Origin of the sequence: Ectopseudomonas toyotomiensis (assembly GCF_900115695.1) — a bacterium.
Taxonomy (GTDB): domain Bacteria; phylum Pseudomonadota; class Gammaproteobacteria; order Pseudomonadales; family Pseudomonadaceae; genus Aquipseudomonas; species Aquipseudomonas toyotomiensis.
The window spans coordinates 399,379-424,425 of the sequence record NZ_FOXK01000003.1 but is presented as its reverse complement, the minus strand read 5'-3'; the positions used below and the strand labels follow the sequence as shown (position 1 = coordinate 424,425).

23 protein-coding genes are annotated in these 25,047 nt (G+C 52.8%); 1 reads left to right on the top strand and 22 read right to left on the bottom strand.

Annotated features, from left to right (window positions below; genetic code table 11):
• Nucleotides 1-2 precede the first annotated feature (2 nt).
• The 16 genes from BM186_RS08220 to ihfB form a co-directional block, all read right to left on the bottom strand.
• On the bottom strand, nucleotides 3-797 hold the full coding sequence (locus BM186_RS08220) for a glycosyltransferase family 2 protein (protein WP_074914507.1): 795 nt from the start codon (nucleotides 795-797) through the stop codon (nucleotides 3-5).
• Between the two features lie 94 nt (nucleotides 798-891).
• Nucleotides 892-1,359 carry a GDP-mannose mannosyl hydrolase gene (locus BM186_RS08215; protein ID WP_241519847.1) on the bottom strand — a complete coding sequence of 156 codons (468 nt, stop codon included), beginning with the start codon at nucleotides 1,357-1,359 and terminating at the stop codon, nucleotides 892-894.
• A complete protein-coding gene (fcl, locus tag BM186_RS08210; RefSeq protein WP_074914503.1) occupies nucleotides 1,352-2,326 on the bottom strand; it encodes a GDP-L-fucose synthase in 975 nt (324 codons plus the stop codon). Before fcl ends, BM186_RS08215 begins: the two co-directional genes overlap by 8 nt.
• Nucleotides 2,327-2,328: 2 nt before the next feature.
• A complete protein-coding gene (gene gmd, locus BM186_RS08205; protein WP_074914501.1) occupies nucleotides 2,329-3,450 on the bottom strand; it encodes a GDP-mannose 4,6-dehydratase in 1,122 nt (373 codons plus the stop codon).
• Nucleotides 3,450-4,682, bottom strand: coding sequence for a glycosyltransferase family 4 protein (locus BM186_RS08200; RefSeq protein WP_134331496.1), 1,233 nt, complete (start codon nucleotides 4,680-4,682; stop codon nucleotides 3,450-3,452). The genes gmd and BM186_RS08200 overlap by 1 nt, the downstream gene beginning before the upstream one ends.
• A complete protein-coding gene (locus tag BM186_RS08195) occupies nucleotides 4,649-5,413 on the bottom strand; it encodes a class I SAM-dependent DNA methyltransferase (protein ID WP_074914734.1) in 765 nt (254 codons plus the stop codon). Before BM186_RS08195 ends, BM186_RS08200 begins: the two co-directional genes overlap by 34 nt.
• Nucleotides 5,414-5,417: 4 nt before the next feature.
• A complete protein-coding gene (locus BM186_RS08190) occupies nucleotides 5,418-6,536 on the bottom strand; it encodes a DegT/DnrJ/EryC1/StrS family aminotransferase (protein WP_074914495.1) in 1,119 nt (372 codons plus the stop codon).
• Nucleotides 6,537-6,538: 2 nt separating this feature from the next.
• Nucleotides 6,539-6,967: a cupin domain-containing protein gene (locus tag BM186_RS08185; protein WP_074914493.1), complete on the bottom strand. Its 429-nt coding sequence runs from the start codon at nucleotides 6,965-6,967 to the stop codon at nucleotides 6,539-6,541.
• 12 nt (nucleotides 6,968-6,979) lie between these two features.
• The gene (locus BM186_RS08180) at nucleotides 6,980-7,957 is read right to left on the bottom strand and encodes a glycosyltransferase family 2 protein (RefSeq protein WP_074914490.1); all 978 of its coding nucleotides are present in this window, start codon (nucleotides 7,955-7,957) and stop codon (nucleotides 6,980-6,982) included.
• Nucleotides 7,954-8,718 (bottom strand): class I SAM-dependent methyltransferase, encoded by a 765-nt coding sequence (locus BM186_RS08175; RefSeq protein WP_074914489.1) that lies wholly within the window; start codon nucleotides 8,716-8,718, stop codon nucleotides 7,954-7,956. The genes BM186_RS08180 and BM186_RS08175 overlap by 4 nt, the downstream gene beginning before the upstream one ends.
• Nucleotides 8,715-10,145 carry an oligosaccharide flippase family protein gene (locus tag BM186_RS08170; protein WP_074914486.1) on the bottom strand — a complete coding sequence of 477 codons (1,431 nt, stop codon included), beginning with the start codon at nucleotides 10,143-10,145 and terminating at the stop codon, nucleotides 8,715-8,717. Before BM186_RS08170 ends, BM186_RS08175 begins: the two co-directional genes overlap by 4 nt.
• Nucleotides 10,142-11,149 (bottom strand): NAD-dependent epimerase, encoded by a 1,008-nt coding sequence (locus tag BM186_RS08165; RefSeq protein ID WP_074914484.1) that lies wholly within the window; start codon nucleotides 11,147-11,149, stop codon nucleotides 10,142-10,144. The genes BM186_RS08170 and BM186_RS08165 overlap by 4 nt, the downstream gene beginning before the upstream one ends.
• Nucleotides 11,149-12,315: a nucleotide sugar dehydrogenase gene (locus BM186_RS08160; protein ID WP_074914481.1), complete on the bottom strand. Its 1,167-nt coding sequence runs from the start codon at nucleotides 12,313-12,315 to the stop codon at nucleotides 11,149-11,151. Before BM186_RS08160 ends, BM186_RS08165 begins: the two co-directional genes overlap by 1 nt.
• Nucleotides 12,312-13,760 carry a mannose-1-phosphate guanylyltransferase/mannose-6-phosphate isomerase gene (locus tag BM186_RS08155; protein ID WP_074914477.1) on the bottom strand — a complete coding sequence of 483 codons (1,449 nt, stop codon included), beginning with the start codon at nucleotides 13,758-13,760 and terminating at the stop codon, nucleotides 12,312-12,314. The genes BM186_RS08160 and BM186_RS08155 overlap by 4 nt, the downstream gene beginning before the upstream one ends.
• 130 nt (nucleotides 13,761-13,890) lie before the next feature.
• Nucleotides 13,891-15,384 carry an MBL fold metallo-hydrolase RNA specificity domain-containing protein gene (locus BM186_RS08150; RefSeq protein ID WP_074914474.1) on the bottom strand — a complete coding sequence of 498 codons (1,494 nt, stop codon included), beginning with the start codon at nucleotides 15,382-15,384 and terminating at the stop codon, nucleotides 13,891-13,893.
• Between the two features lie 173 nt (nucleotides 15,385-15,557).
• Nucleotides 15,558-15,842, bottom strand: a complete 285-nt coding sequence (ihfB, locus tag BM186_RS08145) for an integration host factor subunit beta (protein WP_003243558.1) — start codon at nucleotides 15,840-15,842, stop codon at nucleotides 15,558-15,560.
• Nucleotides 15,843-16,177: 335 nt separating this feature from the next.
• Between ihfB and BM186_RS08140 the strand changes: the two genes are divergently transcribed.
• Nucleotides 16,178-16,621, top strand: coding sequence for an REP-associated tyrosine transposase (locus BM186_RS08140; RefSeq protein ID WP_074914472.1), 444 nt, complete (start codon nucleotides 16,178-16,180; stop codon nucleotides 16,619-16,621).
• A gap of 267 nt (nucleotides 16,622-16,888) precedes the next feature.
• Here the strand turns inward: BM186_RS08140 and rpsA are convergent, their stop codons facing one another.
• The 6 genes from rpsA to serC all read right to left on the bottom strand — a co-directional run bounded on the left by rpsA (nucleotide 16,889) and on the right by serC (nucleotide 25,009).
• Nucleotides 16,889-18,571 carry a 30S ribosomal protein S1 gene (rpsA, locus tag BM186_RS08135; protein ID WP_061239651.1) on the bottom strand — a complete coding sequence of 561 codons (1,683 nt, stop codon included), beginning with the start codon at nucleotides 18,569-18,571 and terminating at the stop codon, nucleotides 16,889-16,891.
• Nucleotides 18,572-18,720: 149 nt separating this feature from the next.
• On the bottom strand, nucleotides 18,721-19,386 hold the full coding sequence (gene cmk, locus BM186_RS08130; protein WP_017677359.1) for a (d)CMP kinase: 666 nt from the start codon (nucleotides 19,384-19,386) through the stop codon (nucleotides 18,721-18,723).
• On the bottom strand, nucleotides 19,383-21,623 hold the full coding sequence (locus BM186_RS08125; RefSeq protein ID WP_074914470.1) for a bifunctional prephenate dehydrogenase/3-phosphoshikimate 1-carboxyvinyltransferase: 2,241 nt from the start codon (nucleotides 21,621-21,623) through the stop codon (nucleotides 19,383-19,385). Before BM186_RS08125 ends, cmk begins: the two co-directional genes overlap by 4 nt.
• Entirely contained in the window at nucleotides 21,620-22,729 is a 1,110-nt protein-coding gene (gene hisC / locus BM186_RS08120; protein ID WP_074914467.1) for a histidinol-phosphate transaminase, read from the bottom strand. The genes BM186_RS08125 and hisC overlap by 4 nt, the downstream gene beginning before the upstream one ends.
• Before the next feature lie 98 nt (nucleotides 22,730-22,827).
• The gene (gene pheA, locus BM186_RS08115; protein WP_074914464.1) at nucleotides 22,828-23,922 is read right to left on the bottom strand and encodes a prephenate dehydratase; all 1,095 of its coding nucleotides are present in this window, start codon (nucleotides 23,920-23,922) and stop codon (nucleotides 22,828-22,830) included.
• 1 nt (nucleotide 23,923) lies between these two features.
• Nucleotides 23,924-25,009 carry a 3-phosphoserine/phosphohydroxythreonine transaminase gene (gene serC, locus BM186_RS08110; protein ID WP_074914462.1) on the bottom strand — a complete coding sequence of 362 codons (1,086 nt, stop codon included), beginning with the start codon at nucleotides 25,007-25,009 and terminating at the stop codon, nucleotides 23,924-23,926.
• Nucleotides 25,010-25,047: the final 38 nt, after the last annotated feature.

The following is a 25,047-nucleotide window of genomic DNA, read 5'->3' as shown; positions in this document are numbered from 1 at the left end:
CCTCAACCTCGCCTCCTAATTTTTTTAATCAGTACGACCAAGAGATATAGGGCATAAGGCAAAACCTCTTTCCTCACGGATCGCTCCTCTTGCTTAGTCAGTTGTTCATGCTTAATACTCAGACCGCCATCCCTCATTACAGCAAGGCAAGCAGACACATTACAAAACCGAACCTTCGAAACAAAAGCCGTTAGGAAAAACTTATAATCAGCAGCAATCCTCAACGAAGAATCGTAGGAGGCCACACTCCTATAAACAGCAGATCTAACAAAACTAGCAGGATGATTAACATACATACCAAAAGGGAGCTTCAAATAATTAGCGGATCGACGAGCAATAAACGCCCCCTCCTGCCGACTCACAATATCCAGATCGCCGCACACAATATCAGCAGCACCATCCTTCGCGACACCCGCAACTATCTCTATCGCATCCTTCGTATAGCGGTCATCCGAATTAATGAGCCCGATCCAACTGCCGCTCGCAAGACTTATACCTTTATTCATAGCAGCATAAACGCCACCATCTGGCTCACTCACCCAGTAATCGATAGCGTGTTCGTATTTTCTTATGATCGACAACGTTGCATCGGTAGAACCGCCATCAATAACAATGTATTCCACATTCGAGTATTTTTGCCCAAGCACACTATTTATTGTGTCCTCAAGAAACTCAGCCCCATTATATACTGCCGTAATAACACTTACTAAAGGCTGACCTTCTGCATCAACTTTATACTTACCCTGAAGACGAATACCCCCCTCAGCTATTTTCCCAACACTGTTAGGCGTTTTCATACAAACCGCACGACCGCCCTCTTGCCTTACAAAGCAGTCAGGCATTTCAGGCACGATTCGACGAAGGGTAGAATGATTTACACAAGACATTTAACTACTCGAAATACGCCAAAGTATAATGATGGACGTTAAGCGCGCGCATGTCCTGCGGCTTTACCCATAGCATATTTTTATGCTGACGAGAATCCAGAGCAATGGGGTATTGCTCTGCCAGCTTTAATCGATAAGCCAAAACTATATAGTGTGTTGAAATGTGCTCACCAGCTATAGAGTTCTCATAAAAGTGCTCATATACACCCCTGAAATCTTCTTTATGACGTTCATACTCTCGCCCTAATTCTATGTACGTAAGTCTCCTAAACGCCTCATCCAGAGCTTCTCCTTTGAGTACTCGCCCACCGGGAACAAACCACCAATCTTGGGCTGGAGCATTTTTTCGCAGCCCTAGAAGATACTCACCACAATCGTTTTCCACCAAAAGGTCTATTGCTATCAAGGGTGCTGCAGCAAGCACCGTGGCAAAATTACGCGCGTCAAGCCAACCAGGTACTGACTTATCCACGCAGCAAACCATAATTTTGAAGAAACCACTGATATGTCCGCTGTAAACCGTTATCAAGCGAGATTGTTGCCTTCCAGCCTAAAGATTCAAGACGAGAAACGTCCATCAGTTTGCGAGGTGCACCGTCGGGTTTGTTAGCGTCAAAAACCAACTCCCCCTCAAAGCCAACAACGCGCTTCATGGTTTCTGCCAACTCACGGATGGTGCAATCCACTCCGGTACCCACGTTTACATGAGAAAGCATTGGTTGAGTGTTTTTCCTGTAGACCATGTCTTCCAGTTCCATCACGTGCACACTGGCAGCAGCCATGTCATCGACATGGAGAAATTCGCGCATCGGTTTACCACTACCCCAAACGACAACCTCGGAGAGATTCGCAAGCTTGGCCTCATGAAAACGCCGCATCATCGCAGGGATAACATGACTGTTTTCTGGATGAAAATTATCATTCTGCCCATAGAGATTGGTAGGCATCACGCTCCGATAATCTCGGCCATGTTGTCGATTATAACTTTCGCACAGCTTGATACCTGCAATCTTGGCGATAGCATAAGGCTCATTGGTCGGCTCCAATGGCCCAGTCAATAGCGCCTCCTCCTTCATCGGCTGTTCGGCATGCTTGGGATATATACAGGAAGACCCCAAGAACAATAGCTTCTGCACACCAGCGGCATGCGACGCCTGAATGATATTGGCCTCAACCATCAGGTTCTCGTAAATGAAATCAGCCGGATAAGTGTTATTGGCATGTATGCCACCGACCCGGGCAGCCGCCAGATACACCTGATCGATACGATTGGCTAAAAAATAGCGCCGTACGGCGTTCTGATCGAGCAAATCCAACTCTTCACGAGAAGCAGTCAGAAGATTCTGATGTCCCAAGGCCTTGAGGCAACGGACAATAGCAGAACCGACCATACCTCGATGGCCGGCAACGAAAATCGCCTGGCTCAGATCCTGTGTCACACTCAATTCTCCACAGAAACAGGCACATCATGACCATGCTGTTTGAGCAAAGCATGCCGCTGAGCAACCTTCAAATCTTCACGAACCATCTCGGCACACATATCCTGCACCGTAATTTCAGGTACCCAGCCCAGCTTTTGCTTGGCTTTTGCAGGATCACCTAACAAAGTTTCCACTTCGGCTGGGCGGAAATAGCGAGGGTCAACACGCACCACGACATCGCCTATGCTGAGAGCCGGTGCCTTATCGCCTTCTCTAGACTCGATAATTGCTACCTCATCCACGCCTTGCCCCTCAAAGCGCAATGTAATACCGAGTTCAGCCGCAGACCACTGAATGAACTGACGCACGGAATACTGCACGCCTGTGGCAATAACAAAATCCTCCGGCTGCTCCTGCTGAAGCATCATCCACTGCATACGGACGTAGTCCTTCGCATGCCCCCAGTCACGCAGTGCATCCATATTGCCCATGTATAGACACTTCTCTAGCCCTTGAGCGATATTCGCCAAACCTCGGGTGATCTTGCGTGTCACAAAGGTCTCACCACGACGTGGCGATTCGTGGTTGAACAGAATTCCGTTGCAGGCATACATGCCGTATGCCTCACGATAGTTCACGGTAATCCAGTAAGCATAAAGCTTGGCCACGGCATAGGGTGAACGCGGGTAGAAAGGCGTCGTTTCCTTTTGAGGAATCTCTTGCACCAAGCCATATAGCTCAGAGGTGGAAGCCTGATAGAAACGAGTTTTTTTCTCCAGCCCCAATAAACGAATAGCCTCGAGAATACGCAAGGTACCCATAGCATCTACATCGGCAGTGTACTCAGGCGACTCGAAGCTGACGGCTACGTGCGACTGCGCGCCTAAGTTGTAGACTTCATCTGGTTGAACCTCTTGCAGTATTCGGGTGAGGTTAGATGAATCGGTTAAATCACCGTAGTGTAAAACGAAATTCTGATGTTCAACGTGTGGATCTTGATAGATATGATCTACTCGCTGAGTATTGAATGATGAAGCACGGCGTTTGATACCATGAACTTGATAACCTTTATCCAGCAATAGCTCAGCGAGGTAAGAACCGTCCTGACCAGTAATACCAGTAATAAGGGCTTTCTTTTGCATTATACCTTTCCCCAGCAAGCTTTTCGGCAGTTAAATATTTCAAGCACTTCTAAGAGCTTATTCTCGGAATCTATGCGCATAGAATCAAACTCCTTGAGCCGTCTCTTTCCAGCCAAAACTAGTTCCGCCACAAGATCATCATCACTATAAATACGCTCAACTGCAGTAGCAAGTTCAACTGCAGAATCCGGATCAATACATAAAGCGGCACAGCCCACCTGGGCTTTTAAAGGCTCAGAGTACACAACAGGTTTTTCCGCTAACCATGCCTCTAGAGGAGGAAGATTAGTAGGACCAAAATAAGTTGGCATCACCAATACCTTGGAAAGAGCATAGAGCCCAGACATGTCGCGCTCACTTACGAAGCCTGTAAACACTATCTGTCGTGAAAGCCCCAAACTCTCCGCAAGAACTTGTATAGTCTTTTTGTTCTCTTGGTCACCGCCACAAAAAACAGCCGAATAGCACTTACCTTTACTACGAAGAATCGCAAGCGCCTGCAAAATGCGCACGTGATTTTTATGAGGCCAAAATTGAGCGGGGTAGAAAATATAATCAGCAGGCAAGTTGAATTTTGACTCAATCTCTTTGAGATCGTGACAGTTAAATAGATTAGAAAAAGGAGCAGGCTGAAATGGCATTGAAAGTAATCGCTGCTCATCCGCACCATAAATATTACAAAGCTTACGCTTCAATTCTTCAGAGTCCGTCAATGTCAAATATGAGCGATTTATCGCGTTACGATAGAGCGCTTCACGGCGAAAAAACTCACCTTTACTAGAGACCTCGGGAAACTCTGGATGATCGCGATGACACACATCCCATACTGTAAATATATATGGAAGATAACGAAGTGATAGCGCATAGTTAGATGGACCAACAAAATAAACAATCTCCACACCCTGAGCGAGCATCTTGCTCTCGAGCCGTGTAGTTAAGTTCATTTTCGCTGTAAGCGGGGCGGAAGCTAAAAACTCATTTGCTAGCAGGAGGCTCGTTATACGCTCCAAGAAGCCAGAACGCACATATTGAACTGAAACATTACGCAAAGAATCATGCTTAACATTTTCAGCTACAGTTGTATAAATATTTATCGAAACCCATGAAGGGCAAATTTTAATAAATTGAATTATTGCATTAAGCGCCTGCTGAAAACCACCGCCACTGTGCAGTCGTTGCTCCAATACGATACCGACCTTCATTTTTTCCTCAAAATCGAAAAGCTCGCCCACGACTCAATCGAAGGTTCCGAATCGCTAAGCCATGCACGATGAGCAACAGGTTCAAAGCCATGCAACTCCGCCAACAATTCAATCTCCGGCAAAAACAAATAGCGCATACAGTGCTTTTCTCGAATCAAGTCGGCAGCGTCAGCAGTTCTGATATATGTTTCATAATTAACCTCAACAACATTCCGTTGCTCATACACTAAAGACTCAGCGATCCGCAAAACAGATAACTCTCCGTCATCCAGCCGCTTAACCCTTGTTTCAGGACGCTGAGCAAGTACAGCAGGGCCATACCAGTAGTCAAAAATGAATATACCGCCAGCATCTAAATGCGTCGCAGCAGTGGAGAAAGCAGCTTGTAGATCAGCATTCTCATTTTGATAACTGAATACGTGAAAGAGCGACAGCACCACATCAAACTTGCGCCCGGAACGATAGCTACGCACATCACCAGGAGAAAACGCCAAACGTTCACGCATATCTGGCACAAGCGCTTCACGGCGAAGTATTGCAGCCTTCAACATTGTGTCGCTTAAATCGATACCATGAACACTATGGCCTGCCTCGACAAACATTTTGGCATGAATACCTGTCCCACATCCCATCTCAAAGATTGCCTTACTGCCAGGAGCATATCTGCGCAGTAAGGAAAGTATAAAATCAGCCTCGCCATGATAATCTTTATCTCGATACAACAGATCATAATAACGGGCATATTGATCAAAAACCTTCATCACATCAGCTATCCATAATTGTACGTACAGCGTCGATAACAGTTTCCTGTTGTTCTTGAGTCAATCCCAGTCCACTAGGAACATAAAATCCACGTCGGGACATATTCTCCGAAACAGGGTGGCGCTCACCACAAAACAATCCCATTTTCTGAAAGACAGGCTGCTCATGCATTGACCAAAAAAATGGTCGAGTTCCAATCCCCATCTTACCAAGGCGCCTCATTGCTTCTTCTGCATCAAACGGAACACTAGCATCCAATATCACGCCAAAGACCCAGTAAATATTTTCAGCGTAGGAGGTGCTCGCCAGTGGTAACTGCAAACCAGATACGCCAGCTAAACCAGATTGATAAAGAGCTCCCATCTGACGCTTACGCTGTACAAACTCGGGTAACCGTTCTAGCTGGGCAACACCTAACGCAGCTTGCAAATTTGTCATGCGTAGATTCCACCCCAATCGCTCATGAACAAAGCGTTTATGGGGTTGGAAACAAAGATTACGCAAACTCCGACATTCGCTAGCCAGATGGTCATCATTCGTGACAATCATCCCGCCTTCGCCGGTAGTAATATGCTTATTCGGATAAAAACTAAATATACTAATATCACCGAAACTACCACAGGGGCGACCATGATAGGTCTGCCCGTGCATTTCGGCTGCATCTTCAATAACTTTCAGTCCATAACGACGAGCAATATCTAGCAGTGGAGCCATGTCGATAGGCAAGCCATATATATGGACAGCCATAATTGCCTTCGTGCGAGGGGAAATTTTTGCCTCGACTTGGGTCACATCCATATTCCAGGTTACTGGATCACTATCTACTAATACTGGCACTAACCCTGCACGAACAATCTGACTGATACAGGAGATAATAGTAAACGTCGGTAGGATAACCTCGTCGCCAGGCGCCAATCCAAGCGCCTCCACCGCTGCATCCAAAGCTGCAGTACCATTAGAGACGGCAATGGCGTATTTACGCCCCACGCTCTCAGCAAATTCCTTCTCAAAACGCTGAATGAAAGGGCCTTCAGAGGAGATCCAGCCAGTATCAATACACTCGGCTAAGTATTTCTTCTCGTTACCGTTTAAGAGTGGTTCGTTAACAGGAATAAAGCTCATAGTTATTTCAATCTCACCTGTTCGGTCGCAAGGGGCTCAAACCTTGTTTTATCTGCCTCTCCAGCGTAGGGGCCTTGTTTGACCTCAATGATCTCACTCGCCTCCAGCATTTTAAAACCATGCCCCCCAAAAGCCAGCAGGATTACATCGCCTTCACTGAGCGCCCGGCTCTCCAAGTAATTTTGATTTTCATCATAAAAATCAACTCTTACCTTGCCTGACTTTATGAACAGCACCTCTTTCGTATACTGAACTTCTCGCGGCACTGGATTGTGTACATGCGGAGGAATCACATAACCCTCAGGGCGGTTCATATAGCCCAGCTGCTGCGAAAAATCATCTGGGGTAAAAAATTGTATGCCATCTTCGTGATAGTTTGCTCGCAATATCAATGCAAGCATCTTTCCGTCCCAGACAATTTTCTCAATCATGGGAAATCCTCCTCAATAATAAACCGAGCGATGAACCCACTCACGAACTTCCAGATCATCACGATAGACCTGTTGGTGATAGTCAAAACCGTCCTTATGACCTTTACGCAAAGCCTCTAAGGCCAGTCTCAATTCTCTTCCCTCAAAAAAACGGGCTACTTTACCAACAGCTGAAACGATAATACCTCGCAAGCGATTATTCTCTATCGTTTCTTTAGTATTTTGCGCTTCCCGCAGAGAGGTATAGGAGTCAGAGATCCCTTGATTGAACCCTCGCTGGTAGAAATACCTCATCGTCATTCGCTCTGGCGTGACCTTATGATAAACCGACGCCCCTGGGTGAAATACGCATTTCATCTTAGAGCCCTCGACAAATCGTGAAACATGAGTTTCACCATCACCACGAAAGCGAATAAGTTCCTGCGGCATTCCGTCAGGGTGAAATCCTCCAGCCTGGAGCAAAACATCTTTACGAATTGAAAAATTACAGCCCCATACTAAATAAGGCGAAATATTCCTGGGTGAATGGGTGAACTCAATAACACTTAACGACGGAATAAAATGATAGCCTTGAGTATCAGAGCGCTTCCAAAGTTTTCTTAGCCAATGAGGTGGTTCTTCGAGAAATTTCGGGTAATTATTCCCTCCAACCATTGCCACATCGGAATCTTGAAAAGCCTCAGCAATACTTTCCAGCCAAGTAGGCAGCGCCTCGATATCATCATCAGCGAAGACGAGTATCTCTCCCTTGGCAGCCATCATGCCAGCATGACGGCCATTGTGCAGGCCTGGATCTGGCGCATAGATACCAATCAAATTAGGAATACTGCCGCGGTACTCCTCAATTACATCTGACGTAGTATCTGTTGACCCATTATCAACTACAACAACCTCGAACGCTGAACTGTCCATGCATTGAGAGGCGATAGAGTCCAGCGCTTGAGCCAACAGGTCAGCGCGATTTCGCGTAGGGATGATAACGGAGATCATAGTGACTTAAGCCTAGCCTTAACAAAAATACGCTGGCATCGTTTCTCATCACATTCAAATAAATATTTTTTCTGTATCTTATATATAAAACCAGACAGCCTTCGATTGTTCAGCACAAAGAACCTATTACACAGAATCACTTCTAAAAATTTCCGAATCAACCCCGAGCGCTCAAAAGGCCTTACCTCAATGACATCAAAATGCTTAGAAAAAATCTCAGAAATACAATCACATGAAAAGTGCCTGTAATGCTTATACTCAACTGGCTTGTTCGAATGAGGAACCGTAAGTAATAAAATCCCATCAGGAGTTAACAATGAACACAACCCTTCTAGAAATCTTGCAGAGTCTTCAGGGGGAATATGTTCGAAAACCTCCATCAATACGGCAACATCATACTTACGCTCATGAGACTCGCTAGTTATATCCAGCGAATGAAATACCACTCCCTTTAGATCTTGATTCATGGCCCTAGCAAGAGCAATTGCACGCGAAGAATAATCGATACCAGCTATGTACTTATCTGGAAAATTAAGCGCCATCTCTCTTGCAAGACGCCCGTCACCACAACCGACATCAACTATCGATGATGAGTCAACCTCTTGCAAGCGCTCCAACACATACTCAATAGTTGATATGTAGTTCATACCCCACGTATCGACAAAATGTTGAACAAACCCGCCTTTCCTAGGCATTTCACTTACGTAGTGATAGGGGAAGCAATATTCTTCATCTTGAAAATCTTGTACCTTATCACTCATTTTTTCTTCCCCATAACCGAGATCGAACAAATAATCAATAAAAATTCTTTCTTATTTAACATCATCAGGCCCGCGACGAAAACCAATAAAACAGAAACCTCTATTATAAAAAGCTTAATCATCCCATCCTCGATATAGTCATTAAGGATGACTCCAACCAAAAAACCGAAAAAAGCAACAATACTTGTGATTAAAAAATTTCTTCCGAGCCGAGAAAAATCCACCGAAAGAACCTTTGATATAAATAATAAATGAACCAATATACCGATAAACACCAAAAAGAATCTTGCATACAAAAACTCTTGCAGACCGATAGCTGCAAAATATACATAACAAGCCAGATACAATGGCATGGAAACGACTAACGCAAGCGTTTCTAGATGAGGCATTCCCGCAGCGCGATAATACTCTCCATTGAACCCGACAATCCACGCAAAACCATGGATTAATCCAAACATAGCAGCAATAACACCAACACCTTTCCAGCTATCGCCCAAAATAAATTCCGCCCCCCCTAGAAAAGCAACGCAAACAAGAACACCAAGGACAATACCAACTTGAACCAGCTTATTAATTAAATCATTATAAGCGATGCCATAGTTATTTTTATCAAATCCAGAAGAAGCCAATACACTATAAATCACAGGAAGTATTGGCACGATCAGCAAAGCGAACACGAAGCCTACCAACTGATTGCCCATTCGATACAATCCTAGCTCATGCCCTCCCAAATAAAACCCCACAACAAATGCGTCAGCCCATTGATAAAACCACACTAGAAGCCCTGTTATACCTACCCAAGCGCCAAATCGGGACAACTCTATAGCGACTTTCCCGTCAAAACCAAAGCATGGTTTCCATTTGCTCATCCGCCAAAGCATAAATACTTGAACTAACTGACCAAACAAGGTTCCAACGACTAGAGCCCAATATCCTAAGCCATGCCATGCCAGAGGAACAGAAGCAAGCCCAGGTAAACTAACTGTTGAAAAGCGAATCCAAAATAGCTTTTTGAATCCCATATCTTTTTGTAGCAGGGCACTCTGTACAGATCCTAACGCACCTAGTATTACCTGAAGAGTCATAACTTTCAGCACAGCGGTGACACGCTCATCTTGGAAAAGATTTCTAGCTACAGATGAGGCTGACATATAGAGAAGCGCTACAATGAATACTGCAAGAGTAATATTAATCCAAAAAGCGGCATTAGCTGCCGCATCAAGCTCTGTCTGACGTTGAATTAAAGCCTTTCCCATCCCCGCTTCCCAGAATATCTGGGAAAAAGCGATAACCATGAGAGCGGCTGTCATTACCCCAAAATCCTCTGGAGTAAGAAACCAAGCCAAAATTAAAAAAACAAATGGCTGAATTAACTTAGTAGAAAGCTCGGCTAAAAAAGACCATTTAAGCGCACTAGTAAAACTCATGATGCTATATGAGCCTTATACCACTTTACCCAAGCCCATATGCCATCGGACAAATTGGTTCGAGGCTCAAACCCTACTGCCGAACTAATAGCATCTATATCTGCATAGGTAGCGGGTACATCTCCGTTTTGCATCGGCAGGTAATTTTTTACTGCCTCAATACCAAGCGCATTCTCAAGGCATTTTATAAACTCCATAAGCTCAACTGGCATATGGTTTCCGATATTATAAATACGATAAGGTGCATGACTTACCGATGGATCCACTCCATCAGCAAGATACTGAGGGTTAGACAGTGGAATCTGATCAAGCACACGCACGGTGCCGTCGACTATATCATCGATATAAGTAAAATCTCGAAGCATCTTGCCATGATTAAACACATCAATAGAGCGCCCCTCAAGGATGGCCGAGGTAAATAACCAAGGAGCCATATCTGGTCTTCCCCAAGGGCCATATACTGTAAAATAGCGCAAGCCTGTCGTTGGCAATTTATATAAATGACTATAGCTATGCGCCATCAACTCGTTCGACTTCTTGGTTGCTGCGTATAGGGATACCGGATGATCCACATTATCGAGTACCGAGAAAGGCATTTTCGTATTAGCGCCGTATACACTTGAAGAGCTCGCGTACACCAAATGCTCAACCTCATTCCGCCGGCAACCTTCCAATATATTGGCAAAGCCTACTAGATTACTTTGAATATATGCACCCGGATTTTGCAGCGAATAACGGACACCGGCCTGCGCTGCCAAATTAACCACACGCTCCGGCCTTACTTCAGAGAAAATATTCGCAATGGCAGCACTATCAGAAATATCTTCTCGAAAGAACCTAAAGTTAGTATAGGGGCTTAATTGCTCCAGGCGCTTTAATTTTAGGGACGGATCATAATAGTCATTTAAACTATCAATACCAAAGACCTCGTCGCCGCGCTCAAGCAGTCGCTTGGCGACATGCATACCTATAAATCCAGCAACCCCAGTCACCAGGACTTTCATTAATCACCCCCAAAAAGATCACGTGTATATACCTTATCAGTGACATCTGCCAAGGTTTCACTCAAGCGGTTTGCGACGATGATATCCGCCTCCTTCTTGAATGACGCCAAGTCTCTGACTACACGCGAGCGATAGAACTGCGATTCTGAAAGTGCCGGTTCAAAAACAATTACATCTAATCCCTTCGCTTTTAATCGTTTCATGATGCCCTGAACTGCTGAAGCGCGGAAATTGTCGCTGCCAGCCTTCATAACCAATCTATATATCCCTACTGTTTTAGGGTTTCTCCGTAAAATATCTTCTGCGATAAAGTCCTTGCGTGTGGTATTGGCCTCGACAATCGCATGAATAATATTTTGAGGTACATTTTGGTAATTTGCCAGAAGTTGCTTGGTGTCCTTTGGCAGGCAATAGCCGCCATAACCAAAACTGGGATTGTTATAATGCGACCCGATACGATCATCCAGGCATACGCCTTCGATAATTTGACGAGTATCCAAATCATGTGTAAGCGCGTAAGTATCTAGCTCGTTAAAGAATGCGACACGCATTGCAAGGTAGGTGTTGGCAAACAGCTTGATGGCCTCAGCCTCGGTGCTATCAGTGAATAGCACCGGCACGTCCTGCTTAACCGCCCCTTGCTGCAGAAGCCCTGCAAACACTTCAGCCCTGGCCGATCGCTCGCCCACAACGATTCGGCTTGGATAGAGGTTGTCGTAGAGCGCCTTCCCCTCACGCAGAAACTCGGGAGAGAAGATGAGGTTTTCCGTGTTGAACTCCTGTCGAGTCCTTGCTGTATACCCCACCGGCACTGTCGACTTGATGACCATCAGCGCATCGGGATTGATGTCAACGACATCTCGGATGACCGCCTCAATGGACTGCGTATTGAAGTAATTAGTCTCAGGGTCATAGTCTGTCGGCGTCGCTATGATGACGAAGTCAGCGCCTTCATAGGCTTCGTTCTTATTAAGCGTCGCTCGGAAGTTGAGTGATTTGTTATCCAGAAACTCCTGGATCTCCGGGTCTTGGATGGGCGCTTGGCGGCGGTTCAGTAGATCAACCTTTTCAGGGACAAGATCCACAGCCACGACCTCGTTGTGCTGCGCCAGCAGAACGGCATTGGCCAGGCCGACGTAACCAAGGCCAGCGATGGCGATTTTCAATGGCTTCTCCCGTACTGATCATCAAAACGTACGATGTCGTCCTCGCCCAGGTAGCTGCCAGACTGCACTTCAATGATCTCCAACGGGATGCTGCCAGGATTCGCCAGACGATGAACCTCACCAAGGGGGATATAGGTACTCTGGTTCTCGCTGAGCAACAGTGTTTCACTACCTCTCGTAATTTCTGCTGTCCCCTGCACTACGATCCAGTGTTCGGCTCGATGGTGGTGTTTCTGAAGGCTCAGGCTCGCTTTGGGGTTGACCTGTATACGCTTGACCTTGAAGCGTCCACCCTCATCGATACTGTCATACCAGCCCCACGGACGGTGTACCTTGCGGTGAAGGGTGTGCTCCTCGCGAGACTGCTGGTTAAGCAGGCTGACAATCTGCTTAACGTCCTGGCAGCGGCTTCTGTCTGCAACCAGAACAGCATCTGCTGTTTCAATCACCACAAGGTTCTCAACGCCGGCCAGTGCTACAAGGCGGCTGCTGGCATGTACAAGCGAATTACTGCTTTCGGTTATCAGCACATCTCCGTGAAGGGCATTACCCTTGTCATCCTTGGGCGACACGCTCCATACGGCATCCCAGGCACCCAGGTCACTCCAGCCAGCATCCAGCGGTAGCATCTTGATGGGTAAGGCACTTCCTGGGCACTTCTCCATGACGGCGTAATCGATCGATTCGCTAGGAATCGCCGTAAAAGCCTCTTTATCGGGTCGAATAAAAACACCATCAATTCGCTTGCCCGCCCAGCTCTTAACGCTAGCCTGAAGAATATCGGGTCTAAAGCTCTCCAGAGCCGCTAGCCATACCGAGGCCTTGAGTACGAATAAGCCCGCATTCCAGTAGTAGCCGCCCTCATCCAGATAGGCTTGAGCGGTGTCCCGATCGGGCTTCTCGACAAAACGCTCAACGGTAGCAACTACCTCTTTGTCAGAAGTCACCTTGATATAGCCATAGCCCGTTTCAGGCCTGTCAGGCGTAATGCCGAGGATGACAATGTTGCCTTCAACCGCAGATTCAACCGCCCGATACATCGCAACGCGGAAAGCCTCGTCGTCAGTGATGGCCTGATCCGCAGGGGTAACTACAAGGACTGGATCTGCTCCCGATTCGCGCGCAGCGAGGGCAGCCAGAGTCAGCGCTGGTGCGGTATTACGCCCTACCGGCTCTAGCAGGAATGTTGCATTGTCGACCCCAAGCTCCCTGAGTTGCTCTTGTGCCAAAAAGCGGTGTTCTTCATTGCATACGATGTAGGGCGAAGAAGGCGCATCATTTGACTCACTACCACCCAGAAGACGCTTGATGGACTGCTGGAACAAACTGTCGTTGCCTACCAGGCAAAGGAACTGCTTTGGAAAGCCTGACCGCGATAGCGGCCACAGTCGCGTACCTGATCCGCCGCACAGTACTACTGGTTGAATAGGGTTAGTTGACGTCATGAAACATTGAACCTGTGTGGTGGGTACTGATCAAGGTAATGGCAGGCCGGTTTTCCGGCCCAACCAAACTCTAGATAGAGCGACAAAGCCGCAGATTTACTGGGCGTGTCCGCAAAGGAATGGCAACGGCTCACCCCATCCCTGTCTCCTCATCAATGCCCGGTAACAGGATGTCCACATCACTGCTCTGGTCAACATAGCGTTCTCGCAATGCATCAGCCAAAGCACGTCTAGCCGGCTTGTCGCCGTGCACCAGACGAATTTCATTTGGCCACGCGCTCATGCGGGTGACAAACCTTACCAGCCCTAACTGATCGGCATGAGCTGAATAACCGCCTATGGTATGCACCTGAGCACGAATGTCATAGCGCTGCCCGTCAAATTCCACATAGCCACTACGCGGGCCAAAGCGCTGGATTTGCCTTCCTGGCGTGCCATCCGCCTGGTAGCCGACGAAGAGCACGTCATGCCGTGCATCTCCGAGCATGGCTTTCAGGTAGTTGACGATGCGCCCACTGGAGCACATACCGTTGCCTGCGATGACGATAGCCGGCTGAGCGGTTTGCGTCAGGCGGTTGACCATCGCCAGGTGGGCCTGGTGGCTATCGACCGTTAGCAGGTTGCGGAAAGCCAGTGGGTTACGGCCTTTGGCCAATCGCGCCCTCGCCTCTGCATCCCAAAACTGATCAAGCTCGCGATAAACCGAAGTGAAGCGGCTGGCCAACGGAGAGTCGAGGATGATGGGCAAACTTGCCCACTCGAGGGCTGGCGCTTTACTGGTGTTCGGCCCGGAAGCACTCGACTGAGCCTTCGCTGACTCTTTCAGCGCTCTGCGATGGATGATGTCCTCAAGTTCGTAGAGCAGCTCTTGAGTGCGACCAATACTGAAGGCAGGGATCAGAACCGTGCCCTGGTTGCTCAGCGCATGTTCGAGCACTTTTTCCAGTCGCGCGCGACGACTGCGACGATCCTCATGCAGGCGGTCGCCGTAGGTGCTTTCGATGACCAGAATATCGGCTTTGTATGGGGCTTTAGGCGCCGGGAGGATTGGCGCATGAGGTGCGCCCAGGTCGCCAGAGAACACGATGCGTTTCTTCTCGCCCGTCTCGGGGTAGTGCAGATCAACCTCGACGTAGGCCGAGCCGAGGATGTGGCCAGCACGCTGCAAACGAATGCGAGCGTTGAGCTGCGGCGTGTCGATTAAGCTGAACCACTGCTTGTAGGGCAAGGCGGCGATGCGCTGCTCGATCAGTTTGAGGTAGCGCTCGACTTGTTTCTGGTCGCGGCTGAAACCGAGCTTGAAGGCATCCTCGAGGACGATGGGTAACAACTTGGCCGACGGTTCGCTGCAGAGAATCGGTCCTTTGAAGCCAGCCGCTAACAAATAGGGTATGCGGCCCACGTGGTCGATATGAACATGAGTCGCGACCAGAGCCTTGATGCCGTCCAGAGAGAAGTCGATTGCGAGCCTGCCCGCGCCTGCCCGACCTTCAGGGGAAGTTTCAGCGCCTTGAAAGAGGCCGCAGTCAATCAGCAGTGCGTGCTCATCATCCATCTGTAGCTGATGGCATGAGCCAGTCACACCTGTTACGGCGCCGTGATGAACAATCGAGGGGTGCCGCACGAGTCAATCCCTTAACGCTGGCAAAATTTAAAGGGACTCGGCCCAGTAGTGCGGATGACCGCTCAGAGAATGGTAATTAACTGAACCAGCTGGAAATTTGGCAACAGCGTGCCCTGTGAAAGCCCGCTCATTTTGCCGGTTTTCCATGATTTCGCAAGCATGACAAAGCGCAGTCACTCGTCCTCGTTGACCCGGTCGCGCAACTCCTTGCCTGGCTTGAAATGCGGCACGAACTTGCCGTCCAGACGTACCGACTGACCGGTTTTCGGGTTACGTCCCACACGCGGTGCGCGGTAGTGCAGCGAGAAGCTGCCAAAGCCGCGAATTTCGATGCGATCCCCCGTGGCCAATGCCTGGGACATTTGCTCCAGCATGGTCTTGATGGCCAACTCAACATCCTTGGAGGACAGCTGACCCTGATGAGTGACAATTCTTTCGATCAACTCCGACTTGGTCATGGTTTTCCCTTCTTTTTCAAGCGGCTAGAAGACTCGACGGTTCGGTTGTAGCACGCGGGTCAGCTTTTGAACAGCCCAAAAAACAAGGTGTTAGCGAGTTTTGCGGTTAGTTGTGAAAACGAGGGCTTTACGTAGGCGATCTACCTCGAGGTGAAGCTTTTGGGTATGGGCTCGATATTGCGGGATCGCCGCCATTCGCCGCGGGGCGCGGCTCCTACAGGGGGGAGCGTTGTTTTGCGGTTTGGTGTGGGAGCCCCGTCTCGGGGCGAAGCTTTCTCTGGCCCCTGGCTCGGTAAGCTAAGCTGAACTGGCGAACGCTAACGGAAGGGAATCCGATGACTGAGAAACGCTACGCCGCGCATAAGCTTCGTGATGGACGCTGGTCCAGTAGCGGGCAAATCTATCTTGTCACTACCGTAACCAATGGTCGCATCCCTGTCTTTGCTGATTTCTCAGCGGCGCGCACGCTCATACAAATCATTCGCCAGGATGAGCTGCTTGGATCGCACCAAACGCTCTGCTTTGTCGTGATGCCTGATCATCTGCATTGGCTGTTGCAACTGCAGAGTGAGGACCTGACCCGCTTGGTGGGCAGGGTCAAATCCATTTCCGCCAAGCGCCTGGGTAGGCCGATATGGCAAAAGGGATTCCATGATCATGCGTTGCGCCGGGAGGAGGATGTTCGGAGTGTGGCGAGATATGTGGTGGCAAATCCTTTAAGAGCTGGACTTGTGGAGCGAGCGGGTGATTATCCGCATTGGGATGCGGTGTGGATATGAGGGCGGTTGGGCGACGTTTTTGGGCATAGGCTTGGCATTGCTGGATGGCTACCATTCGCCGCGAGGCGCGACTCCTACAGGGCAGCGTCGTTTGGTGGATTAGCGTAGGAGCCCCGCCTCGGGGCGAAGCTTTTTTTGGGCCGGGCGAAGATTGCGGGGCTGATGTTCGCGGCGGGGCGCCGCTCCTACAAGGGCGGTGTCACTGAGGATGCAGAAATGAAAAAGGCGACCCGAGGGCCGCCTTTTTCTTGGATGAATTACCCGAACTTAGTTCTGGTTTTCCATCTGGGCACGGATCAGATCACCAATGGTGGTCGGGCCGGTGCTTTCAACGTCTTGCTTGTTACGCAGTTCCTTCATCGCGTCCTTCTCGTCTTCAACGTCTTTCGACTTGACGGACAGGCTGATGACGCGGGACTTGCGGTCGACGCTGATGATCTTGGCTTCTACTTCGTCGCCTTCTTTCAGGACGTTGCGCGCGTCTTCAACGCGGTCACGGCTGATTTCGGAGGCTTTCAGAGTAGCTTCGATCTCGTTGCCCAGGTCGATGATGGCGCCCTTGGCGTCTACTTCTTTCACAACGCCACGGACGATGGTGCCCTTGTCGTTGATCGAGACGTAGTTGCTGAACGGATCGTCTTCCAGCTGCTTGATGCCCAGGGAGATGCGCTCGCGCTCCGGGTCAACCGACAGGATGACGGTTTCCAGCTCGTCGCCCTTCTTGAAGCGACGCACGGCTTCTTCGCCGGCTTCGTTCCAGGAGATGTCGGACAGGTGAACCAGGCCGTCGATGCCGCCGTCCAGACCAATGAAGATACCGAAATCGGTGATCGACTTGATGGTGCCGGAGATCTTGTCACCCTTGTTGAACTGACCGGAGAAGTCTTCCCACGGGTTGGTCTTGCACTGCTTGATACCCAGGGAGATACGACGACGCTCTTCGTCGATGTCCAGAACCATGACTTCCACTTCGTCGCCGACGTTGACGACTTTCGACGGGTGGATGTTCTTGTTGGTCCAGTCCATTTCGGAAACGTGTACCAGGCCTTCCACGCCCTCTTCCAGCTCGGCGAAGCAGCCGTAGTCGGTGAGGTTGGTGACGCGGGCAACAACGCGGGTGTTTTCCGGGTAACGAGCCTTGATGGCAACCCATGGGTCTTCGCCCAGTTGCTTCAGGCCCAGGGATACGCGGTTACGCTCGCGATCATACTTCAGAACCTTGACGTCGATCTCGTCGCCAACGTTGACGATCTCGGACGGGTGCTTGATGCGCTTCCAAGCCATGTCGGTGATGTGCAGCAGACCATCTACGCCGCCCAGGTCAACGAACGCACCGTAGTCGGTGAGGTTCTTGACGATACCTTTGACTTGCTGGCCTTCCTGCAGGGATTCCAGCAGAGCTTCGCGCTCGGCGCTGTTCTCGGCTTCCAGGACGCTGCGACGGGAAACGACAACGTTGTTGCGCTTCTGGTCCAGCTTGATGACCTTGAATTCCAGCTCTTTGCCTTCCAGGTGAGTGGTATCACGCACCGGACGGACGTCAACCAGGGAACCCGGCAGGAACGCGCGGATGCCGTTGACGTCAACAGTGAAGCCGCCTTTGACCTTACCGTTGATAACGCCCTTGACCACTTCTTCAGCGTTGAACGCAGCTTCCAGAACCAGCCAGGACTCAGCGCGCTTGGCTTTCTCGCGGGACAGCTTGGTTTCACCGAAGCCATCTTCAACCGCGTCCAGCGCAACGTGGACTTCGTCACCGACCTTGATGGTCAGCTCGCCTTGTTCGTTGAAGAACTGGTCGAGCGGGATGACGCCCTCGGACTTCAGGCCGGCGTGAACGGTAACCCAGTCACCGTCGATGTCGACCACGATACCGGTGATGATGGCGCCCGGCTGCATGTCGAGGGATTTCAGGCTTTCTTCAAATAGTTCTGCAAAGCTTTCGCTCATGTTGATTCCTGTTGATCAAGGGCGGGGATTCGCCCAAACCACACTCCAGACAATGTGGGTTCGTTCATGTGAAAAGAGGCCTGCAGGACTAGGACTGGTCTCCCGCATGCCTCCTGGCGGATTCAGCGATTTAAGGCAATCGAGAATCCTTAACCGGCGAGATCGCGATCAGCGACCTCGCGCAGAATTCGTTCAAGCACCTGCTCGATGGAAAGTTCGGTGGAATCCAGCACGATTGCGTCGGCTGCCGGCTTGAGCGGAGCCACCGCGCGCTGGGTATCGCGCTCGTCGCGCGCCCGTATCTCGTCGAGAAGACTCGCGAGATTAACATCATCGCCCTTGGCCTTCAACTGCAAGTAGCGGCGACGGGCACGTTCCTCGGCGCTGGCGGTGAGGAAAATCTTCAGCGGCGCGTCGGCGAACACCACGGTGCCCATGTCGCGACCGTCTGCCACCAGGCCTGGCATCTCCTGAAACGCGCGCTGACGCTGCAGCAGCGCTTCGCGTACGGCAGGCAGCGAGGCAACCATGGAAGCGCCCGCCCCTATCTGCTCGTTACGGATGGCGTCGGTCACCTCCTCGCCTTCGAGGATGATGCGCTTGTCGATGAACTGCACATCCAGATGCGCGGCCAGCTGCTTGAGCGACTCTTCGTTGGTCAGGTCGATGCCGTGGTTGCCAGCGGCGAAGGCCAGCAGGCGATAGAGCGCACCGGAGTCGAGCAGATTCCAGCCCAGTTGCTTGGCCAGCAGAGCGCAAAGCGTGCCCTTGCCCGACCCGCTCGGCCCGTCGACGGTGATTACCGGGGCGTTCATGCGTTGCCCTCTACGGCCACGTTGATACCGACTTCAGCTGCCAGGGCAAGGAAGTTGGGGAAGGAGGTGGCGACGTTGGCGCAGTCGTGAATACGGATTGGCGCACTGGCGCGCAGCGAGGCGACGCTGAAGGACATGGCGATACGGTGATCGCCATGCGCCCAGACTTCGCCACCGCCAATGGCGCCGCCTTCGATGATGATGCCGTCCGGGGTCGGCTCGGCCTTCACGCCCAGCGCGATCAGGCCGTCGGCCATGACCTGGATACGGTCGGACTCTTTCACGCGCAGCTCTTCGGCGCCGCGCAACACGGTGCGACCTTCGGCACAGGCAGCGGCGACGAACAGTACCGGGAATTCATCGATGGCCAGCGGCACCAGGTCTTCCGGGATATCGATGCCTTTCAGCTTGGCCGCACGCACGCGAATGTCGGCCACGGGCTCGCCGCCGACTTCACGCTGGTTTTCCAGGGTGATGTCGCCGCCCATCAGCTTGAGAATGTCGATCACGCCAGTGCGGGTCGGGTTGATGCCGACGTGCTCCAGCACCAGTTCGGAGCCTTCAGCGATGCTGGCAGCGACCAGGAAGAAAGCAGCCGAGGAAATATCCGCCGGCACTTCGATGCGCGTGGCGGTCAGCTTGTGGCCGGACTCGACGCTGGCAGTGCTGCCCTCGACGCTGACCGGGTAGCCGAAGCCGCGCAGCATGCGCTCGGTGTGATCACGGGTCGGCGCCGGCTCGGTCACCGAGGTGTTGCCAGCGGCGTACAAGCCGGCCAGCAGCAGGCAGGATTTGACCTGGGCGCTGGCCATGGGCATTTCGTAGGCCATGCCGGTCAGGCGCTGACCGCCCTTGATGGTGAGCGGCGGACGGCCTTCCGGGCCAGTCTCGATCACCGCACCCATTTCACGCAGCGGCTTGGCCACGCGATTCATCGGGCGCTTGGACAGCGAAGCATCACCGGTCAAGGTGGTGTCGAACGGCTGCGCGGCCAACAAGCCGGAGAGCAAGCGCATGGAGGTGCCGGAGTTACCCATGTACAGCGGGCCGGCCGGTGCTTTCAGGCCATGCAGACCAACGCCATGAATGGTCACGCGGCCGTGGTGCGGGCCTTCGATGACCACGCCCATATCGCGGAATGCCTGCAGCGTGGCCAGGGCGTCTTCACCCTCGAGGAAGCCTTCGACCTCGGTGGTGCCTTCGGCCAGCGAACCCAGCATGATCGAGCGGTGCGAAATGGATTTGTCACCGGGTACGCGGATACGTCCAGCCAGCGAGCTACCAGGTTTTGCCAGGAAAATCAGATCGGTCGAGTGCATAGCGTCCACATAGGCCCTGCGGGCCAGAATTTTGCTGAAATGTTCGCGGGCCACGCGGGCGCGGGTGAACACGCCCAGCAGTTGATGCCCATCCCCGGCGTCGACCGCATCGCGCAAGGCGTCGAGGTCGTCGCGAAAAGCATCCAATGTGCGCAGCACGGCCTCGCGGTTGGCGAGGAAGATATCGTGCCACATCACCGGATCACTGCCGGCGATCCGCGTGAAGTCGCGGAAACCGCCAGCGGCATAGCGGAAAATTTCCAGGTTCTCGCTGCGCTTGGCCAGCGAGTCGACCAGGGTAAAGGCCAGCAGGTGCGGCAGATGGCTGGTGGCGGCGAGCACCTGGTCGTGATGTTCGACCTCCATCGCCTCGACATCCGCCCCCAGCTCGCGCCACAGCCCTTCGACCAGCGCCAGAGCCGCCTCGTCGCTGTGCTCGCAGGGCGTCAGGATGACCTTGTGGCGCCGGAACAACTCGGCGTTGGCCGCCTCCACCCCGCTCTGCTCGGACCCCGCAATGGGATGACCAGGAACCAGACGCACAGCCTTGCCGGAAAATGCCAGACGCGCCGCGCGCACGACATTACCCTTGGCGCTACCGACGTCGGTCAGCACGGCATTGCCGAGGTCCAGCGCGGCCAGTTGAGCGAGCACCTTCTCCATGGCCAGGATAGGCACTGCCAGCTGGATGACATCAGCCCCCTGACAGGCGGCAGCAAGGTCGCTCTCGCAACGATCGACAACGCCCAACTGCACCGCCAGACGACGCGATTCGGCATCCAGATCGACCCCCACCACCTCCCGGCACAGACCACGCTCACGCAGGCCCTTGGCGAAGGAGCCACCGATCAGGCCGAGGCCGACCACCACCAGGCGGCCGATCTTAGGAGCATTGGATTGCACTGCAGTGACAGTCACGCCGACAGCACCTTGGCCAGCGCCTCGAGGAAGCGTGCGTTCTCTCTCGGCAGGCCGATGGAGACGCGCAGGAAATTCGGCATGCGATAACCGGCCATTGGCCGCACGATCACCCCTTCACGCAGCAGCGCCTGGTTGATCGCGGCGGTGTCGCGCCCAAAATCGATGGCGATGAAATTGCCTTTGGAGGGAATCCAGCTTAGCCCCAGCTCACGCAGACCGTCCTGCAACTGCTGCATGCCGGCGTCGTTGAGGCGGCGCCCCTCAGCCAGGTAATCGGCATCGGCCAGCGCGGCGCAGGCGGCGGCCAACGCGAGGCTGTTGACGTTGAACGGCTGGCGCACGCGGTTGAGCACATCGGCGATGGCCGGCGAGCTGATGGCGTAGCCGACACGCAACGAAGCAAGGCCGTAGGCCTTGGAGAAGGTGCGCGAGACCAGCAGGTTCGGATAGCGCGCCAGGTAATCGAGACCGTCTGGCAGCTCGTCGCCTTCGGCGTACTCGATATAGGCTTCGTCCAACACCACCAGCACCGATTCCGGCACTTGGGCCAGGAAGACTTCCAGCGCATCCGGCCCGAACCAGGTACCGGTCGGGTTGTTGGGGTTGGCAATGAAGACGACGCGGGTGTTGTCATCGATGGCGGCAAGCATCGCCTGCAGGTCGTGAGCGTAATCCTTGGCCGGCACGATCTTGCCCTGCGCGCCGACCGCCTGGGTGGCGATGGGGTAAACCGCGAAGGCGTAGTCGCTGAACACGGCGTTGAGACCAGGTGCCAGATAGGCACGGGCAACCAGTTCGAGGATGTCGTTGGAGCCATTGCCCAACGTCACCTGCGCGGCGTCGACACTGTAACGGGCAGCCAGCGCAGTCTTTAGGGTGAAGCCATTGCCATCCGGGTAGCGGGTCAGTTCGTCCAGCTCGGCACGAATCGCTGCCAGCACCTTGTCGCTCGGGCCGAGCGGGTTCTCATTGCTGGCCAGCTTGACGATACCGGCCGGATCGAGCCCCAGCTCACGGGCCAACTCGTCGACTGGCTTGCCTGGTACGTAGGGGGACAGCTTTTGCACGCCTGGCTGGGCCAGGGCTAGGAAATCGCAACTCATTACACAACCTCATTGTCTCGACCGAGCACCACAGGCTTTGCAGGAGCGACCTCAGTCACGAATATCGCGGCTAAAGCCGCTCCTACAAGAGCTCGGGCTTACAGCACCGCTTTCGGATAGGAACCCAGCACCTTCAGCGCCACGGCTTCCTGAGCGAGTTTCTCCAGCGCATCCTTGATCAGCGGATCGCGGTGATGACCAACGAAATCGATGAAGAACACGTAGGTCCACTTGCCACTGCGCGAAGGACGAGTCTCGATGCGAGTCAGGTCGATGCCGTTATTGTGGAACGGCACCAGGAGCTCGTGCAGCGCACCCGGCTTGTTGCGCATGGAGACGATGATCGAGGTCTTGTCGTCGCCGGTCGGCGGCACTTCCTGGCTGCCGATGATGAGAAAACGCGTGGAGTTGTCCGGGCGATCCTCGATCTTCTCCGCCAGCTTGGTCAGGCCATACAGATTGGCCGCCATGTCGCCGGCGATGGCCGCGCTGTTCCACTCGCTCTTGACCCGCTTGGCCGCATCGGCGTTGCTGGAAACCGCCACGCGCTCGACGTTCGGGTAGTGCGCATCCAGCCACTTGCGGCACTGCGCCAGCGACTGGGCATGGGAGTAAATGCGGGTGATCTTGTCGGTCTTGGTGGTTTCACCGACCAGCAGGTGATGGTGAATGCGCAGCTCGACTTCGCCGCAGATGACCATGTCGTGCTCGAGGAAGCTGTCGAGGGTGTGGTTGATCGCGCCTTCGGTGGAGTTCTCCACGGGCACCACGCCGAAGTTGACCGCACCGGCAGCCACTTCACGGAACACCTCGTCGATGGCCGCCATTGGCACGCTGATCACCGCATGACCGAAGTGCTTCATCGCCGCTGCCTGGCTGAAGGTGCCTTCAGGGCCGAGATAAGCGACTTTCAACGGGTTTTCCAGGGCCAGGCAGGAAGACATGATTTCGCGGAACAACCGCGCCATTTCCTCATTGCCTAGCGGGCCCCGGTTGCGCTCCATCACGCGTTTAAGCACCTGAGCTTCGCGCTCGGGGCGATAGAAGACGGGCGACTCGCCCTCCTTCAATTCCTTCATCTTCACACGGGCGACTTCTTCGGCGCAGCGCGCACGGTCGCTGATCAGCTCGAGGATGCGCTCATCGAGGTTGTCGATGCGTACCCGCAGCGCTTGCAGTTCCTGCTCCGACATATCAGGCGCGCTCCTTCTCGAACTCGGCCATATAGGCCACCAGCGCCTCGACCGCATCCATGCCAACGGCGTTGTAGATGGAGGCACGCATGCCACCGACCGAGCGATGCCCTTTCAAGTTGAGCAGGCCGCGCTCATCAGCGCCGGCGAGGAAGGCCTTGTCCAGCTTCTCGTCAGCCAGACGGAACGGTACGTTCATCCAGGAACGCGCGTTGTGGGCGATGGGGTTGCTGTAGAAATCGCTGTCGTCGATGGCCTTGTACAGCAGGTCCTTCTTGGCGCGGTTGATGCGCTCCATGGCCTCGACGCCGCCCTGCTCCTTCAGCCACTGGAAGACCAGGCCGGAGAGGTACCAGGAATAGGTCGCCGGGGTGTTGTACATAGAGCCGTTATCGGCGGAAATCTTGTAGTCGAGCATGGTCGGGCAGCTGGAACGGGCGCGACCGAGCAGGTCTTCACGGACGATCACCACCACCAGGCCGCTCGGGCCGATATTCTTCTGCGCGCCGGCGTAGATCAGGCCGAACTGCGACACGTCCAGCGAGCGCGAGAGGATGTCCGAAGACATGTCGGCGACCAGCGGGGTATCACCGACCTGCGGCACCCAGTCGAACTGCAGGCCGCCGATGGTCTCGTTGCTGCAGTAATGCACATAGGCAGCGTCTTTCGAAAGCTGCCAGTCGTTCTGTCCGGGGATAGCGAAGTAGTCGTGCGCCTTGGCGCTGGCAGCCACGTTGATGGCGCCATAGCGACGCGCCTCTTCGATGGCTTTCTTCGACCAGATGCCGGTTTCGACGTAGTCGGCCACGCCGTCTTCCGGCAGCAGGTTCAGCGGAATCTCGGCGAACTGCTGGCTGGCACCGCCCTGCAGGAACAGCACCTTGTAGTCGTTGGGCACAGCGAGCAGATCACGCAGGTCCTGCTCGGCCTGGCTGGCGATAGCCACGTACTCGTCGCTGCGATGGCTCATCTCCATCACCGAGAGGCCCTTGCCTTGCCAGTCGAGCATCTCGGCCTGGGCGCGTTGCAGTACAGCGGTCGGCAGCGCGGCCGGGCCGGCGCAGAAGTTAAAAGCTCGCTTGCTCACGTCTGTCTCTCTCAGATTCACAGAACGCCACCACCAGG

What these genes read in the sequence shown, in the direction of transcription:
- BM186_RS08175 (WP_074914489.1), bottom strand. Translation starts at nt 8,718, where the DNA reads ATGAGTGATAAGGTACAAGATTTTCAAGATGAAGAATATTGCTTCCCC.
- BM186_RS08190 (WP_074914495.1), bottom strand. Translation starts at nt 6,536, where the DNA reads ATGAGCTTTATTCCTGTTAACGAACCACTCTTAAACGGTAACGAGAAG.
- cmk (WP_017677359.1), bottom strand. Translation starts at nt 19,386, where the DNA reads ATGAACGCCCCGGTAATCACCGTCGACGGGCCGAGCGGGTCGGGCAAG.
- gmd (WP_074914501.1), bottom strand. Translation starts at nt 3,450, where the DNA reads ATGCAAAAGAAAGCCCTTATTACTGGTATTACTGGTCAGGACGGTTCT.
- pheA (WP_074914464.1), bottom strand. Translation starts at nt 23,922, where the DNA reads ATGTCGGAGCAGGAACTGCAAGCGCTGCGGGTACGCATCGACAACCTC.
- BM186_RS08155 (WP_074914477.1), bottom strand. Translation starts at nt 13,760, where the DNA reads ATGACGTCAACTAACCCTATTCAACCAGTAGTACTGTGCGGCGGATCA.
- hisC (WP_074914467.1), bottom strand. Translation starts at nt 22,729, where the DNA reads ATGAGTTGCGATTTCCTAGCCCTGGCCCAGCCAGGCGTGCAAAAGCTG.
- BM186_RS08195 (WP_074914734.1), bottom strand. Translation starts at nt 5,413, where the DNA reads ATGAAGGTTTTTGATCAATATGCCCGTTATTATGATCTGTTGTATCGA.
- BM186_RS08170 (WP_074914486.1), bottom strand. Translation starts at nt 10,145, where the DNA reads ATGAGTTTTACTAGTGCGCTTAAATGGTCTTTTTTAGCCGAGCTTTCT.
- BM186_RS08165 (WP_074914484.1), bottom strand. Translation starts at nt 11,149, where the DNA reads ATGAAAGTCCTGGTGACTGGGGTTGCTGGATTTATAGGTATGCATGTC.
- ihfB (WP_003243558.1), bottom strand. Translation starts at nt 15,842, where the DNA reads ATGACCAAGTCGGAGTTGATCGAAAGAATTGTCACTCATCAGGGTCAG.
- BM186_RS08185 (WP_074914493.1), bottom strand. Translation starts at nt 6,967, where the DNA reads ATGATTGAGAAAATTGTCTGGGACGGAAAGATGCTTGCATTGATATTG.
- BM186_RS08140 (WP_074914472.1), top strand. Translation starts at nt 16,178, where the DNA reads ATGACTGAGAAACGCTACGCCGCGCATAAGCTTCGTGATGGACGCTGG.
- rpsA (WP_061239651.1), bottom strand. Translation starts at nt 18,571, where the DNA reads ATGAGCGAAAGCTTTGCAGAACTATTTGAAGAAAGCCTGAAATCCCTC.
- BM186_RS08220 (WP_074914507.1), bottom strand. Translation starts at nt 797, where the DNA reads ATGAAAACGCCTAACAGTGTTGGGAAAATAGCTGAGGGGGGTATTCGT.
- BM186_RS08180 (WP_074914490.1), bottom strand. Translation starts at nt 7,957, where the DNA reads ATGATCTCCGTTATCATCCCTACGCGAAATCGCGCTGACCTGTTGGCT.